Origin of the sequence: Paenibacillus sp. FSL H7-0943 (assembly GCF_037963265.1) — a bacterium.
Lineage (GTDB): Bacteria > Bacillota > Bacilli > Paenibacillales > Paenibacillaceae > Paenibacillus_AQ > Paenibacillus_AQ odorifer.
Window position 1 is genome coordinate 4079950 of record NZ_CP150148.1, and the last position, 15672, is coordinate 4095621.

General features: G+C 42.3%; 14 protein-coding genes. All 14 read right to left on the bottom strand.

Translation table 11 applies throughout. From position 1 onward, the window contains the following. Positions 1 to 18: 18 nt before the first annotated feature. The 14 genes from NSQ55_RS17765 to NSQ55_RS17830 all read right to left on the bottom strand — a co-directional run bounded on the left by NSQ55_RS17765 (position 19) and on the right by NSQ55_RS17830 (position 15552). Entirely contained in the window at positions 19 to 882 is an 864-nt protein-coding gene (locus NSQ55_RS17765) for a carbohydrate ABC transporter permease (RefSeq protein ID WP_076129850.1), read from the bottom strand. 30 nt (positions 883 to 912) lie between these two features. Then, positions 913 to 1887, bottom strand: coding sequence for an ABC transporter permease subunit (locus NSQ55_RS17770; protein WP_339168332.1), 975 nt, complete (start codon positions 1885 to 1887; stop codon positions 913 to 915). Between the two features lie 195 nt (positions 1888 to 2082). After that, positions 2083 to 4314: a helix-turn-helix domain-containing protein gene (locus tag NSQ55_RS17775; protein WP_339168334.1), complete on the bottom strand. Its 2232-nt coding sequence runs from the start codon at positions 4312 to 4314 to the stop codon at positions 2083 to 2085. Between the two features lie 223 nt (positions 4315 to 4537). After that, positions 4538 to 5155, bottom strand: coding sequence for a glycerol-3-phosphate acyltransferase (locus NSQ55_RS17780; protein ID WP_339168336.1), 618 nt, complete (start codon positions 5153 to 5155; stop codon positions 4538 to 4540). Continuing rightward, entirely contained in the window at positions 5155 to 6246 is a 1092-nt protein-coding gene (locus tag NSQ55_RS17785) for a glycosyltransferase family 2 protein (RefSeq protein WP_339168337.1), read from the bottom strand. The genes NSQ55_RS17780 and NSQ55_RS17785 overlap by 1 nt, the downstream gene beginning before the upstream one ends. A gap of 65 nt (positions 6247 to 6311) precedes the next feature. Next, a complete protein-coding gene (locus NSQ55_RS17790) occupies positions 6312 to 7514 on the bottom strand; it encodes an MFS transporter (RefSeq protein WP_339168339.1) in 1203 nt (400 codons plus the stop codon). A 10-nt stretch (positions 7515 to 7524) separates the two neighbouring features. Then, on the bottom strand, positions 7525 to 8562 hold the full coding sequence (locus tag NSQ55_RS17795) for an ROK family protein (RefSeq protein WP_339168341.1): 1038 nt from the start codon (positions 8560 to 8562) through the stop codon (positions 7525 to 7527). 186 nt (positions 8563 to 8748) lie between these two features. Continuing rightward, positions 8749 to 9264: a GNAT family N-acetyltransferase gene (locus NSQ55_RS17800; RefSeq protein WP_339174542.1), complete on the bottom strand. Its 516-nt coding sequence runs from the start codon at positions 9262 to 9264 to the stop codon at positions 8749 to 8751. 2 nt (positions 9265 to 9266) lie between these two features. Continuing rightward, positions 9267 to 10469: a Gfo/Idh/MocA family oxidoreductase gene (locus NSQ55_RS17805; protein ID WP_076182471.1), complete on the bottom strand. Its 1203-nt coding sequence runs from the start codon at positions 10467 to 10469 to the stop codon at positions 9267 to 9269. Next, positions 10466 to 11326 (bottom strand): metallophosphoesterase, encoded by an 861-nt coding sequence (locus NSQ55_RS17810; RefSeq protein ID WP_339168343.1) that lies wholly within the window; start codon positions 11324 to 11326, stop codon positions 10466 to 10468. Before NSQ55_RS17810 ends, NSQ55_RS17805 begins: the two co-directional genes overlap by 4 nt. Before the next feature lie 12 nt (positions 11327 to 11338). Further along, complete coding sequence (locus NSQ55_RS17815) at positions 11339 to 12175, bottom strand: carbohydrate ABC transporter permease (protein WP_339174543.1); 837 nt, start codon at positions 12173 to 12175, stop codon at positions 11339 to 11341. An 84-nt stretch (positions 12176 to 12259) separates the two neighbouring features. Next, positions 12260 to 13150 (bottom strand): sugar ABC transporter permease, encoded by an 891-nt coding sequence (locus NSQ55_RS17820; RefSeq protein WP_339168345.1) that lies wholly within the window; start codon positions 13148 to 13150, stop codon positions 12260 to 12262. A 104-nt stretch (positions 13151 to 13254) separates the two neighbouring features. Further along, positions 13255 to 14631 (bottom strand): extracellular solute-binding protein, encoded by a 1377-nt coding sequence (locus tag NSQ55_RS17825; RefSeq protein ID WP_339168347.1) that lies wholly within the window; start codon positions 14629 to 14631, stop codon positions 13255 to 13257. Positions 14632 to 14664: 33 nt separating this feature from the next. After that, complete coding sequence (locus NSQ55_RS17830; protein WP_076182490.1) at positions 14665 to 15552, bottom strand: hypothetical protein; 888 nt, start codon at positions 15550 to 15552, stop codon at positions 14665 to 14667. Positions 15553 to 15672: the final 120 nt, after the last annotated feature.

Genomic DNA, 15672 nt, shown 5'->3' on the forward strand with positions numbered 1-15672 from the left:
TAAACCGTTCTGAGCCTTCTAACCCTTAAGTGATCCAACCATAATTCCTTTGACGAAGAAACGTTGCAGGAATGGATAGATCATTAATATAGGCAGCGCTGTAAACATAATAATAGCCGCTTTGACCATTTCAGGAGCCTGCTCATTGGTAGGAAGTGGTAACATCGGATCTCCTTCGGCTGAAATAACAAGCCGTCTTAAGAAAAGCTGCAGTACAATCTTTGATTGATCCTGCATATACAACATTGCATCAAACCAAGCGTTCCAGTGCCCTACTGCAGTCCATAGGGCTAATGTTGCTAGAACAGGCTTCGACAGCGGAATAACAATCGTAAATAAGATCCGCATATCATTAGCCCCATCTATTTTAGCTGAATCCTCCAGTTCCTCCGGTATACCCATAAAGAAATTTCGCAGGAGCAGAAGATTAAACGTGCTGAGCAGGCCGGGGACAATATAAACCCATAACGAATTTATAAGTCCCAGACTTTTGATTAGCAGATAGGTAGGGATAAGCCCGCCGCCAAAAAACATCGTTACGACAATGAACATTGTATAAAATCCCCGGTGCGGCAAATATTTACGAGATAGCGGATATGCTCCCAGTGACAGAAACACGAGTGTCAGAACTGTTCCTACAACTGTGCGGAAAACCGTATTCCCCATCGTTTGCCAGACCGTATCTGTTGTCAGTACACGCTTCCAAGCAAAGAAGGAAACTTCTTTGGGATAGAAATGAATTCCCGGCCGTAGTGCTTCCGCAGGGGTGCTAAACGATATAGAGAGCACATGCAAGAAGGGATAAATCATCGTAATACAAAGAATGATTACAAATAGGATTAGAAAGACTTGGAATACTTTTTCACCAGTGGATAGCTTCAATTGTAGTTACTCCTTCCTTACATTCATTCATTAATAAAGACCTTCCTGCCCCATTTTTTTCGTTATGAAGTTAGCAAATAACACCAGGATAAGACCCACCACATTTTTAAATAATCCAACAGCCGTCGTTAGACTGAACTGAAAGTTTTGCAGACCTATCCGGTACACATAAGTATCTAACGTATCCGCCACCCCATATACAGCTGGTGAATAAAGTGTTAAGACTTGATCGAAGCCAGCATCCAGCACACTCCCTACCCGAAGAATAAGCAGAATAGCAATCACCGGCAGGATCGAAGGAATGGTGATAAATAACGTTTGTTTCCAGCGATTGGCTCCGTCCAGAACTGCAGCTTCGTACATTTGGGAATCGATGCTTGCTAATGCTGCTAAGTATATAATCGTTCCCCAGCCGATTTCCTTCCATATTCCTGACATAACGAGCGTAAAGCGGAAATATTTCTCGCTGCCTAAAAAGTAAATGGGATCAAAGCCGAGCCACTGAATAATATAATTGACCACACCGGAATTCGGAGATAACAAAGCGATCAATATCCCCCCAATAACGATCCAGGATAAGAAATGGGGTAAATAGGATATCGTCTGTGCAACCTTCTTGAAGAAGGAAAACCTAAGTTCGTTAAATAACAGAGCCAATATGATCGGTGCAGGAAAACCAAAAATGATATGGTAAAAACTGATAATAAGCGTGTTCTTAATGATTTTCCAAAAGTCGGGTGAAGCTGTGAACAAATATTCGAAATGCTTTAAGCCGACCCAAGGACTTCCCCAAATTCCATCACGAATAAAATAATCTTTAAAGGCCAGTTGAATGCCATACATCGGGCCATAAGCAAATACGGTATACCAGATGATCACGGGAGCTAGTAATAAGAATAAATATTTGTTTTTTTTGTATTGGCGCCAAGTATGTGTCCACCTCGAGACTTTCGGCTTAAGATTCTCTCCCTGTTTTTGAATGCCAGCAGTGCTTGCCGGGTTCATAGTTGTTTTCTCCTTCCGAATACGATTTTGCGTTAAGACTGTGTCTGAACACCCCTTACGTTAGGGCATTGTAAGCGCTTTTTCTATTGTAAATTCATTAAAATCAGTAAATTATCTTCGTATTGGGGCTATAATTTTTCGAACAAAAGAAAAGACAATCGCGAGACGATTGCCTTTTCCACATGGATTGGAGAATTATGCACTTGAATGGTTCGAATGGTTTGCATTGCCTGCGTTCCTATACTGGACCGGTGTAACTCCGTAACGTGTTTTGAATTTGTTGTGAAAATATTGCGGGTTACGATAACCCACCTGAGCAGAAATCTCAGCCACGGACAGCTGCTTTTTTTCTCTTAATAAATCAGCCGCCTTCTCCAACCGCACTCGGGTTACATATTCAGTGAACGATTCATTCATAACGGTTCCGAACAAGGTAGAAATATACGATGGCGCCAACGAAGCAACCTCAGATAATTTATTTAGCGATAAATCCTCTTGAATATTATCATCGATAAAGATTTTTAATTTATGAATGATCTCTGTATGTGCGTGATTTCCTGACTCTTGAATATAAGCTGTAATTTGTGCCGATAAATCACGAATGGAATCAAGGGTTTCGGCCAACGTCTCCTTTTTGAACTCATCGAACAGACTGGAAGGCGAAACGATTTGTTGCAGATCAAGCTCAATAATGGTCTGATACAGGACCGTAACCAACTGAAGCAGGCCTAACTCAACCGTCTCCAATTGGACATCACCTTTCTCCATGACCCTTTGGAAATCGTCCATAAACCTGTTCATCGTAACGTCATTGCCCGCCTTTAAGGCATTTTTATAAAGATCAAAAGAGAATAAGTGTGGCGTAACATCGTTAAGCGGGATATGTGAATACCGCGCAATAGCTTCCGAACCATAGATAAACCGATATCGATAGGCATGTAAGGCATTTTGATACGAAAAGGGGATTTCTTCAGGTGCCTGAACCTTCGATCCAAGCGCTGCTCCAAAGTGTAGTTGCTCAGGCAACACATTTTTTATAAGCTCCAGTTCCTTCAATAATAAAAGCTCCAGCTCCTCGTGATCCTTATTCAACTCACTGAAATAGATAAGCGCCGCTTCCTGGGTATTTAAGCTGACGAATTTATAAAAGCTATAGGCAGCATGCTGTTCATAAAAAGCCCTGAATTCCTCGCAATCTCCCTTAGTTATACGAATATAGCTAGTCATGTAATGACATTGCAAAGGTAAATAATCGTAGTAATCCGAGCCAACGCCTGCACCTAATACCAGATTTTTTAGTTCATTCACTTTAGCTTTAGATTCTAAGGTTTCGATTTTTTGACCTAGCTTTGAGATTGTACTACCAATAATAGCGAATTCATTTTGCGAATAGTTTACGGTGCCTGGATGATAAAAGCTGCGAACATTGTTAACAAGCTTCTTCATCGGAACATATACACGTTTGGAAATCAAATAAGCGAATAGAAGCCCAATTAACAATACCAGGATACAGCTGACAAATATTTGGCTCTTCAGCTGCTTTGATGAGGATACAAATGAATTCATAGGCCGTATTAATACGTATTTCCATTGATTATTCGAGGTTTGGTCATTTTTAAAAGACAACACATATTTGTCGCGTTTATTATAATGAATTTCCTTATTATTCCTTGCTGACTTCATCCATTGCTTAGCAGTCTTAAGCCCCTCTTCGACGTTCGAGCCCGTATGGATAATAGGGCTGCCCTTTTCATCAAAAGCATATAGCTTTTCCATCGGCGAGCTCATCGTGCTGGAAATCATTTTATTGATGTATTCTAAGCTAACGTCAATGTACATGGTGCCTGTTGATGTTTTTGATAAAGCACCATAGGGAAGGGCGATTGCGTAAGTCAACACCTCTTCTTCATCCGATAACGTTCTATATGTCCAGCGGTTTAAGGCTGGTGTCACTGAAGTTTTCAAGAAGGAAGCATCTGGAGAATTGTCCAGCTTCGAATAAAATTGGCTGTTATCGATGATATAATTTCCTTTCTCGAAGTATGTGGATATTTTGTAAACGCCTTCATTAGTAAGCTTGAAAATTTCGAGATCCTTGCGAAAAGCTAATATTCTGCTCGTATTGCCTTCCCATTCACTGTCCAGTAAATAATTCAGCATAGACTGATTTTCTAACGACAAGGTAGACACTGCTCGGTTGCGGATACTGTTTTCGTATTTTTGCAGCAGCGTATTCTCCACAAAATCACTTGAAGTCATCAGTCGTTGCTTACTGTCTCTGGCAATCTCATCCACCATTAAGCGATTAGCCTGAACATACAGATAACTGCCCACAAGTCCGATTAAAACAACGGCTAATAATGTGAATGAAAAAATCAGATGGGTAAACCATGTGCCTCCATTTCTTACTCTGCCGCCGATCTTCATCACAAGCCCCCCTTTAGTTCATAACCCTATCTCTGTAACTTTCTAAATTGAAAGCATTTATAATTAAAGATACTAAAATGCACCAACTTTAGCCATTATAAAATCTTCTGTTTAAAGATAACGCATCTTATAAAACCGAAAAAAACAGGCTTCCCCGAAATTAATCGCTGGAAACCTGTTTATTAACCTATACAAAACATCTATCGCGACAAAGAAAGTAACTTCAATGCCCCCGCTCCCTTTTTGAATATTCCTTCACCCATGCAATCCATTCTAACCTGTGCGTATACATAAGGATCACAAAGCTCCCAAACCATACCCACAGGATAGGAGCAGACCACTTACTGATGCCCAAATAAACAAAAAGGAGCAGCATTCCGCTAACCACTTGCACACCATCCGAGACAGGTGAATTCCCTCTGCTTTTGTACCCGCTGCCGAGCACTTTCAACACTGCCAGGATAACTGCTAATGCTAAAGAGGCCTTGAATCCTGTCAACGCGCTCCATACCCCAAAGGTTACGGCGATCGCCTTCCCTCCTTTTCCTTTAAGAAATGGAGAGAAGGCATGACCGGCAATAGGAGCTAAGGCTAGCGGAATAATGAAATAACCCTGACTATAATGACTTTCCATTACCCATAAAAGAGGCAAATATCCTTTTAAAAAATCCAACAACACCCCAAAAATTCCGAATTTATAGCCAGATGACTTCCATAGATTCAAAGCACCCGGATTACCGTCGCCAATGTCTTTCAAGTTCTTTTTACGCGCAAGACCAAGCCAATAGGAAAACATAAGAGATCCCGACAAAAATAAACCCGCGACCCACAATATGATCATTAGTCCCTAGGGCCTCCCACCTGGATCTGCCTTCCTTTCCAGCTTACATGCCTCAGAAAAACGACCTGATATATCGAATAAAGCATAATCAAGATAAAGAAAACAGTTGCCACCACGTGAAATACAGGAATAACGATGCCAAATACACCTACATATTTTATAAAATAAAAGAGCTGGAACATATAAAGGAGATAACCGATCAATAAAGGCATAAACCATGAAGTATTCGCAAAAATAAACACAGTTTCTGAGATGATGAGTCCGATCACCCAAAGCGCGATTGGAATAATTGTCCGCGGGCTTAACGTTGAGGTGCTTAAGACAGCCCCTTTACTGAAGCCTTCAATCTCACTTTTTATCCCCTTCGGATACATACGAAAAGATACTAAGCCATAACCGATAAAATTTCTAATGGGAACACCTGCAGCGATAAACTTCTCTCCTAAAGACAAATCATCCAGCACTTCAGATCTAATGCTTTGATGGCCATTAACTTTTTCATAATCCTGCCTTAAAGCTAGAATACACGAACCGTATAATCCTTTTTTAGCGTTATTCTTTTCAAAAACAGAGGTGAATGTGAAGATCCCCAGCATATTCATGATTAAGGCAAGTTTCTCAAACAGCTTTTCTGTATGATGAAAAGGAACTACCGAAATGACACCTTTCGATAGCTCCCTTGCTTTTAATAATGAGGCCAGAGCGTTAGGCTTTAACCGGATATCTGCATCAAGAAAAGCAAAAATATCGCCCGAGGCTTGTAAATACCCATTCCAGATTGCCCAGCTCTTGCCCGTCCATCCCTCAGGGAGACTGCTGTTGGCAATAACCTTAACTCCATAGCTTTCGGCAATTTCCTTGGTCCGATCCTCCGAGAAATCATCCACAACAATAATTTCATAGGGGGTAATGGTTTGGAGCTGGAGTGAGTCGAGCAGAAAACGCAAATTGTATTCTTCATTTCTTGCGGGGATAATGATGGACAATTTCTCCGGTCCTTGAAAATGTTCGTGATCGGCGGCCAATATATTCTTTCTAAACAATATAAAACCGGAGAGACATCCAACACCTATAATAATTAACAACCACATTTACAGCTCCCCCCTCCTATAGCTATATATATGAAGGGTTAGTCCGTAATATATTCAATTCAAATTTAACCGACATTTACTTTTGCTGAGTATTGATTAAGCTTTTCTGTACACAAGAGCATAACGATGGCGAAAAAAACGATCATTGCAGGAAAAATACCCAGCGTGAATTTCGAAGCTAATAAGCCGATAAAAGGCGGCATCAGCGTGGTGCCAGTATAAGCTGTTGCCATCTGAAAGCCCATAATCGACTGAGCATGTTTCTTCCCGAATCGTACAGGGGTTTCATGTAGCATACACGGAAAAATGGGGGCTAACCCTAAACCTATAATCATAAATCCTACAAGTGAAACTATAGTTGGAAGCGGCAATACTAACAGTATCGTACCGATTAAAGCAATGAGCTGGCCATATCGAATTAGCTGTTTATTACTCATTTTAAAAGTAATGAAACCCGTCACCATTCTACCAAAGGTAATCCCTAGATAAAAAAATGATACCCATGTCGCTGCAGTTGATGCAGGAATGTCTTTAATGTTTACAAGAAAGCTGCTCCCCCATAAGCCCATACTCGTTTCGATGGCAGAATAAAATAAAAAGGTTAACATTGCTAGCTTTACCCCTCTTAATTTCCATGGTTTTGTGTTCTCTGCGGCATGCTCTAGCTCCGGATGGTTGAACTCAGGATCACTTTCAGCATTCGGGTGGTTATTGCTCCCAGCCACTCTATCCCATAAAGGCAGTGTAACGAATAGAATAATGACTAAGCTCAATTGTATGTAAGCAACCGTAAGATAACCTTGCCGCCATAGACCTTCTCCAGAGATAAAAGAGCCCATAATAATAGGACCCAGCGTGGCGCCCACTCCCCAGAAACAGTGTAACCAACTCATATGATGGGCTTTATAATGCGTAGCCACATAACTATTTAATCCGGCATCTACAGATCCCGCACCTAAACCAAGTGGAATTGCAGCAATAATTAACCAGACTAACGAAGGTGACCCTGCAAAACCAAGCAACGCTACAGCAGTCATGATACAGCTAATAAGAGTCACTTTCCCTGTACCAAAACGTTTAAGGATAACACCACTCATTAAACTGGACACAATTGTCCCTACTGCAATAACCATCGAAAGAATTCCAGCAGTACCTAATGAAGCATTTATGTCCATTCTCATCACTGGCCAAGCGGAGCCAAGCAATGAATCCGGCAAGCCTAAACTAATAAATGCTAAATAAATAATAATAAGAAAAAAAGTTGCCATAGTTATCTCCTTAATTGTTCTCATCTATTTGTTGTGAAACTAATAAGCCTAATCCAAGACTTTGTAATCCATTCAGATAATCACGTTTCAAGTTACTTACCGCTAACGCTGGAAGATGCTCCTTCGGAACGTATGTTGCACTCCGTTCATAGATTTGATTAAGCATGGCTGGAGCTAATTCATCCTCACAAAAAATAATATAATGCGGATTCAAAATAGAAGTCATAGTAGCCACTAATCGACTAATCGCATCCACACTATGATTCGATTGCATATTTGATCCACCAGGATCTCCAGTTAATGCCTCTATGAAATTTTTATGATCATACTGTGGCAAAAATTGAACTTCTCCTGAAAAAAACGTCTTTCCTCGCACGATTTCACCATTGACCGCGATCCCAGCCCCCGGACCATTTTTCCCTAAATACAGATACATTAGAGATATATTCTCTTTCAAATTTCGTTGCGTCATATAGCCGATTACAGCGGCATTCATATCATTTTCCACGATTGTCGGAATAGATAGTTGATCTTCTATGTGTCTTTTCAAATCTAAATTCTGATATTTCTCATAACCCGGAATCAGAAAAATCTGCCCATGATTCACCGCACCTGGAACTCCAATAGCCACAGAATGGATTTTAGGATTGGCCTTTTTTTCATTTTCAATAAGCATGACCAGTTTACTAACATCTTCCTCAAGAATACTGGGCAAACTCCCTTCTTTGATTACCTCCCCAATGCAATTATAGATGGTATAATTGCTTTCATTTTTTTCCAAAAAAATAGCCATCCCTAACCGATAATTCGGATTATAGGTGTATCTTATTGCCCTTCTTCCCCCACTTGACTCATCCAGACCGCTGACCGTTATTTCCCCTGCCTCTTCCATCTGCATTAGAAATTTACTTATCGTTGGGAAACTGTATTGCAATTTATGGCTTAACTCTGCCTTCGTTGCTTTTCCTAGTTCTAATAATGCTGTTCGAATATTTCGGATAATTTCAGATTTCATTTGCTGTGAAGGAAGTCGTTTCTCACTCGCCATGGCTCTCCCACCCTCTCACCTATAGTCATACTGACTTATTAAACGCATTTAATAAGTCAGTATGACTATAGCAGCAATTAAACCTACCGACAAGTTAATTCTTGAATCAAGTTTCTTCCGTAGGTGCCAGAATGAAATAAGGAGGCGTATAGCCCCCCTAATCCCTAGCATTAATCATTATTAAAATCAAAGCCTTTGCAGGATTCGTTCCCATCTTCCAGGATGGCTCTCATCCAAGTACACCGGCTGAAATCCTAATTTCAAATAAATACGGATGGCGGGCAATCTGAAATCATCGGTTTCTAAAGAGGCTGCCGCTCCACCTGATTCTCTTATTTTGTGCAAAACAGCAAGACTTACAGCATAACCGAGGCCTTTGCCAGAATATTCCGGAAGCACTCCAACCATATGCAAGTACCAGCGCTTAGGGTCTCCACTGCCTAATTCCCAGGCCGTAGCTGTCGCTACAGGCTGATCCCCGCGGCAAATGAACAACAAGCGATCAGAATAAAACGGCACATGAGTACTGATTTTATCTACGAATTTAACTTCCCTTGTAAAAGAATGGCGTATAAGCTCTTCCCAGTTCCGTTCATCATCCGGCTCGAAATGACGAATTAGATACCCGGTAGGACAGAGAAAAGCAGGCAAGTCGGACAGTATATCTTTTTTCATTACAAGTTTGGAAAGCGCCTGTTCCACCGTCAAATTCTCACCTTCGATCTAAAATCAGGAAAAGCTATAACTTTCCCACCCATCTCTACAGATTCCATAGATAATGTAAACACAGAGCTCCAAGTAACGGCATCATATACGTCCACCGAAGGGGTGCGATCCTCCTGAATCGCGGAAATGAATTCCTCAAGCACCATAAAATCACCTCCGCCATGTTTCGTCCCAGCAGCGTATTCGCCCCATTTTTTCCATGTTGGATGATCATAAAGTGGCTGATAGCTGCTTAACGGCTCCCACAATTCCTCTCCATCCTCTATATTTTTGGGCGAAAGATTCCTGAACCAGATCAAATCTTCCTCTTGCTGATGGCGGCCCGTAATATACGCCCCTTCAGTTCCTTGCAGCAAATAATGAGTTTTATTATGAGGTCGTACAGAGCTCCAATCTACACGCAGCTCAATCAGTACACCCTTTTCCGTTTGGATGACCGCAACCGCACTGTCGCCTTGCCGCCAGAAACCTTCACGCGCTGCCGGATGATCTTTTCCATAATGCTCTCCAAAATAATATTGTAAGGATCTTGATTTAGAAACAAAAGTCGAGATGCTTTTTAATCGATCTCCATCAGGCTTATTGAGATTAATCCATTGGGCAACTGGACCTATAGAATGCGTCGGATAATTGATCCCGTTATACTGCTGATGTAATTGCCCCCGCCAAGTCAGAGATCCATCCGGATGATGAGTCAAGTGACGTAAATCATGGATGTATCCGCCTTCCAGATAAGTAATTTCACCGAACATGCCTTGATCCGCCATATGTTTAATCGTCAGATTGGAGCGCGAGAAGCAGTAATTTTCAGACATCATATATTTAAGTCCAGTTTGTTCAACAGTTTCGATAAGCTCCCAAGCTTCCTCTAAAGATTGGATCGAAATCACTTCGCTTAGGACATGCTTACCCGCTTTTAAAGCATCAATAGATTGTCTGGCATGCAAATGCATGGGGCTTAAGATAAACACCGCATCAATTGCCGAATCTTTTAACATTTCATGATAATCCCGATACGTTCGGATGTCCGGAAATTTCTCTTTCCATTGATTAAGAACCCACTCATTCAAGTCACAAGTGGCGGTCAGATGTATCCGATCCGATAGAGAGTATAGTGCATTCATAAAACTGGCCCCGCGATTCCCGCCTACGATGGCTAATCTTACTGGCTGGCGATTCATTGCTGGTCCACCTGCTTTCTGTCCCTTTGAAGTCGATTGATGATTAGTTCCTGATCTCCCGCCTCCCCTTCAGCCTGCGGATATTTTTCATAATCAAAAATGCTGAGGGTAAATAATGAAGACCATTTACTTAATTGCTCGCTCGCCAGACTCACCATCTCTAACCGGATCTCATCTTCAAGCACAGTGAGAATTCGAGCAGCAGGAATATCCAGAATGGAGGCCGTTTGAATGAAATGCCAGTTTTCTTGTCTAACGATGGAATGTACATGATTATGGCCGTTAAAATAAAAACCCACACCTTTCCACTGCTTCAATATCGGCCAAATATCCAAGCTGGGATCCAGTGACATCATCGGTTCGGTTGATCTAGCCGTCGTATTATACAAGGGATGATGGCCAAAAACGAATAGTGGCTTATCTGTAGTCCGCTTCATTTGTGCTTCGAGCCAGGCTAACTGTTCATCATCAAGCGTTCCGCTCCAATCGTCACGATTTTCCCGTGCGGTATCCAGCAATATAATGATCGCATGGGTCTCTTCAATCACACTGTATCGCTGCTGCCGGGTGACGGAAAGGATTTCTTGCTTAGGATAAGTGTACGTATCATGATTGCCAAGAACATGTAGAAAACGCCTGGAATGCTTGCTGTCCTTAATCTTACCCATGATATAATTAAATTCGCTAAATTCTCCTGCATGCACCATATCTCCCACAGAAATATGATAATCGGCTGGGATGGACAAAAATAGATTCATAAATTGCTCGTAAAAAGCATCTCGTGCCTCTTTAATCAAAACCTTGTTGTTTAACAATTCGTTCGGATAATGTAAGTCTCCGATAATCGCCAGCCTCATAAATGCCTCCTCCTAACCTTTAATGCCAGAGCTCATAAAACTACCTATCACTTGCCGTTGGAACAATAAAAACCCAATCATTAAGGGTGCCGAGACAATCAGCGTAGCCGCGCAGACATCAGACCACTGTGCGCCTGATTCCGTGGCTTTTGCGAACATGGCCAATCCTACAGTTAACAAGCGATTTTCCTCTGAATTGGTTACTATTAACGGCCACAAGAAATCATTCCAATGAAAGCTGACCGACACGATGGCAAAGGACACATAAATCGGGCGTGACAGTGGGACATAGATTCTGGAAAGAATATGCAGCCGTGTGGCGCCTTCCACCCGGGCAGCTTCATCGAGCTCATAGGGTAATTGCTTAAAGGATTGTCTTAAGAGAAACACTCCAAAGGAGGAGGCAAAGTAAGGCAGCATAATCCCCAGCTTGGTATCCAGCAGACCCATTTCGTTCAACACTTGATAGTTGGAAAAGATAAGAACATCCGGCGGCACCATAATTTGCACCAAAAATAACAGGAACAGCAGCTCTTTTCCAAAGAAACGTACTCGTGCGAACGCATAAGCAGCCATTGTCATCGTAACGAGTTGCACAGCTAGCACAACACCGCACACCAGCAATGTATTCATTAAAAATCGTCCAAAAGGCGCTCCATTCCAGACATGAATCAAATTCTCGAACGTAAAGCCCCAAGACCAGCCCGAATCGATAGCGACGTCTTTAGGTAAAAAAGCCGTTCTGACCACCCATAGGAAGGGAATGATCCAGACCGCGGCAAAAGTAAATCCAACCGCATGCCATAGTATCTGCTGGATTCGGCGCTTCGTTCTTTCTGAGTTCAACATACGCTCCTCTTCTAAAGCTTTACGTGTATTCTGCCTTAATACTAAGGGCAGCTTTAATGGATTATCCTCCATGGAATCCACCTCCTATTCATAATGGATTTTCCGATCCCAGCAAAAAAACTGCAAAGAGGAAATCAGGAGCAGCAACACGATCATGACCACCGTCATCGATGCGGCCATTCCTTGATCGTAGAAATTAAAAGTGGACTCGTAGATATAATAAAGCAGCAGGTTGCTTGCATTGTTCGGGCCGCCTTTTGTCATAATCCAGAGATGGTCAACCAGCTTAAAGGAATTCGTTATCGCCACAACAGCCACGAACAATGTTGTTGGCATCGTGAGTGGAATTGTGATTCTACGAATGGAAGTGAACGTACTGACTCCGTTTACTGCAGCCGCTTCATATAAATCCTTAGGAATCTGCTGCATTCCTGCTAAATAAAAAATCATAAAATATCCGGCTTCTTTCCAAATCATCATGATGACTAATGCGCCCATCACTGTATCAGGAGTTCCCAGCAAATTCATAGGCTGATCCGCGATCCAAGAAGCCAATCTGGCGAAAAGACCAAAATGAGGGGTATACAGAAACAACCAAATGTTCGCCACCGCGATCATTGGGATCATATTCGGATAGAAAAAGGAAAGACGTGCCAGTCCCCGCCCTTTTATCGCTTTGTCGGCAAACAGTGCCATCAAGAAAGCCAAAACTATTGAGGTTGGTACTGTGCCAAGAGCGAACCATATATTGTTACTGAACACCTTCAAAAAAACATGGTCATGCAATAGATTAGCGTAATTCTCAAATCCTACGAACAAAGGCTCAGGAGTTGCTAAGTTTTTCTCATAAAAGCTGAGCCAAAGCGATTTAAACATAGGGTAATAAGTAAACAAGCAAAGAAAAAGCAGCGACGGCAACACAAGTCCCCAGCCGAATCCGTTTCGTCTAAGCCTCTCACTCCATCCGGCATTCATACCATTCAATCCTTCCCTGTTAAAGGTTTCTATGATTATTGAATAATGGAATAACGCCAGAACATGCTACCAAGGCTGTCCTGGCGTACCCCATACCTTAATAATTACTTATTGAAGGGAGCTAGTGCCTGATCTGCTTCTGCTTGCGCTTTTTTGAGCGCACCTGCGGCATCAATCTCTCCTGCCAATGCCGCTTGAATCTGATTCGTTATTGCCGTCGATACTTTACCATGATTATGAGTGGATAATTCCCGGAACGCATATTCCAGCTGGTCTCTTGCAACCAATGCTTGCGGGAAATCCGCCGTATATTTCTTCATTGCATCTGTATCATAAGCGGATTTTCTTACGCCAACATAACCGGATGAGCTGCTGAAGAGGGCCGCCTGTTCCGAAGCCGTCATGTATTTGGCGAATTCCCAAGCTGCAGCTTGTTTTTCAGGAGAGCTGTCCTTGAAAATATACAGATTGCCGCCACCAGTGGGTGATCCAAATTGTTTTTGTGCAGGTGGGAACGCTACACCGAATTCGAATTTCGCATTATTTTTTACATTGGTTAAATTGCCACTTGTGTGCATCATCATGGCTGCTTTACCTTGAATGAAATCCGTTGGAACCGTAGCCCAATCAATAACACCTTCCGGCATCGCCTTATATTTATGGGACAAATCCAACCAGAACTGCAATGCCTCCACATTCTCCGGTGTATCAAACATCGCTTTTTTGCCATCAGAAGACATAATGTTTTGCTTCGGATCAGAAGCATTTTGCCGAGCAAGCATTTGAAACATCCAATATGAATCATCATTGCCCGGAATTTCCAGCCCAACGTGACCGTCTTTGTTCAGCTTCTCAGCATAAGTTACAAGCTCATCCCATGTAGTGGGTGGCTTCTCTGGATCAAGTCCTGCGGCTTTGAACATTTCTTTGTTGTAATACATAACAATCGTGCTTCGCTGAAAGGGCAGGCTGTACGTTTTACCTTCAGACTGAGTATCTTCCACAAAGGCGGGATAAAAGTCTTCCATTTGAATATTCGTGTCCTTTGCAATAAAATCATCCAGCGGAATGATTGCATTCATATCGAGCATACTGTACAGCTCTGTTGACATCATGACCGCGACATCCGGTGGCTGTTTGGCTTGTACACCCGCTTGGATTTTTACGGTATTATCACCGTAATTGCCTGTGTACACGGGATTAACCTTAATTTCCGGGTGCTGTTCCATGAATGCATTAGCCATCCCATCGATTACTTTAGTAAGAGGCCCCCCCACATTAACCGGATAATAAAAGGTAATCTCCACCGGCTTAGTAGCTGGAGTCTCTGTGGATTCAGGAGTTGCTGCGATTGCTGTAGGCTGAGCGTTATTAGTTTTCGCTTTGGCTTCAACTGTACTGTTATTGGCTTGACCGCAGCCCGCTACTGCTAGCATGGAAATGGATAATAGCGTTAGAATGGTTTTGGATTGCTTTAGCATTTCTGTTAGCCCCTTTTTTCGCTTGGATTTGAATTAGAATGCATAATGGCGAAAGTTCACACTAATACGATTTGAGCCTACATCAAGAATATGAAGCTGGGCACCATCAGCGGTGGGCAATACAGCAATTCCTTGAGCCTCTGTACCACTAGGCAGATTGCGATCAAAGGCCACAGATACGTTTCCAGTCTCCGGATCAATCTGGTAAACCGTTTGGGTCGCGTTATCCGTAGAGGCATATAGAATACCGTTGTACACTTCGGCACCTTGAATTCGATCAATGCTTTGGGAAAGTGGAACGGTTGTGATTACATGCATATCGTCGAGGCTAAGGACATTCAAGACGCTTGCATTACTCCACTGAGCTGTATAAACCTGACCGCGAGCGGCATCCACCGCTACCCATGGTACACCGCCAATATGCAAATTCAGCGGCAAAGCATAGGATGTGCCTGTATATTTCAAAGTGTTCACATCATAAAGGGCGATGTAAGGATGCTGATAGTTTTTACCATCTTCAATAGGAGCGTATATTTTACCGTTATAGTAGGAAATATCACCGATATGGTCTCCACCTTGAGAGGCAATCTCCAGTGGAATAGCCAATTCATTCCTTGCTTTTACGGATTTTCCATCAAGTCCAGTCCGTAAGAGCCCATACGAGGAATTAAAGATCCATGAATTCCCGTCTGTAGCCACCCCTTGTCCTCTTTCAAGAGCATCTAGTAACCAAAAGGTTTGCTTGGATACTTCATGCCATCCAGCAGTGATCATTGAATCTGAAGTTGACTCTGCGCTGGACTCTACCACGGTGTTTACTAGGTTATCCGGTCCGACAGGTGTGGCAGATGCTACTAAAGATAAAGAACTGGTCGTAAGTACCCCCGCGCAAATCAGACTGAATAATCTTTTTAATCTCATGTTTTCTCTCCTCCTAATAAGGTTGTAGTTCGGCATTTGTACGCCTTACTTCAACCTTATTATAGGAGCTGGCTGCAGCTCTCTAATTGAACAAAACACTTCATTCCTTGAATAAAACTC

What these genes read in the sequence shown, in the direction of transcription:
- NSQ55_RS17770 (WP_339168332.1), bottom strand. Translation starts at nt 1,887, where the DNA reads ATGAACCCGGCAAGCACTGCTGGCATTCAAAAACAGGGAGAGAATCTT.
- NSQ55_RS17775 (WP_339168334.1), bottom strand. Translation starts at nt 4,314, where the DNA reads ATGAAGATCGGCGGCAGAGTAAGAAATGGAGGCACATGGTTTACCCAT.
- NSQ55_RS17780 (WP_339168336.1), bottom strand. Translation starts at nt 5,155, where the DNA reads ATGATCATATTGTGGGTCGCGGGTTTATTTTTGTCGGGATCTCTTATG.
- NSQ55_RS17785 (WP_339168337.1), bottom strand. Translation starts at nt 6,246, where the DNA reads ATGTGGTTGTTAATTATTATAGGTGTTGGATGTCTCTCCGGTTTTATA.
- NSQ55_RS17790 (WP_339168339.1), bottom strand. Translation starts at nt 7,514, where the DNA reads ATGGCAACTTTTTTTCTTATTATTATTTATTTAGCATTTATTAGTTTA.
- NSQ55_RS17795 (WP_339168341.1), bottom strand. Translation starts at nt 8,562, where the DNA reads ATGGCGAGTGAGAAACGACTTCCTTCACAGCAAATGAAATCTGAAATT.
- NSQ55_RS17805 (WP_076182471.1), bottom strand. Translation starts at nt 10,469, where the DNA reads ATGAATCGCCAGCCAGTAAGATTAGCCATCGTAGGCGGGAATCGCGGG.
- NSQ55_RS17810 (WP_339168343.1), bottom strand. Translation starts at nt 11,326, where the DNA reads ATGAGGCTGGCGATTATCGGAGACTTACATTATCCGAACGAATTGTTA.
- NSQ55_RS17815 (WP_339174543.1), bottom strand. Translation starts at nt 12,175, where the DNA reads ATGTTGAACTCAGAAAGAACGAAGCGCCGAATCCAGCAGATACTATGG.
- NSQ55_RS17820 (WP_339168345.1), bottom strand. Translation starts at nt 13,150, where the DNA reads ATGAATGCCGGATGGAGTGAGAGGCTTAGACGAAACGGATTCGGCTGG.
- NSQ55_RS17825 (WP_339168347.1), bottom strand. Translation starts at nt 14,631, where the DNA reads ATGCTAAAGCAATCCAAAACCATTCTAACGCTATTATCCATTTCCATG.
- NSQ55_RS17830 (WP_076182490.1), bottom strand. Translation starts at nt 15,552, where the DNA reads ATGAGATTAAAAAGATTATTCAGTCTGATTTGCGCGGGGGTACTTACG.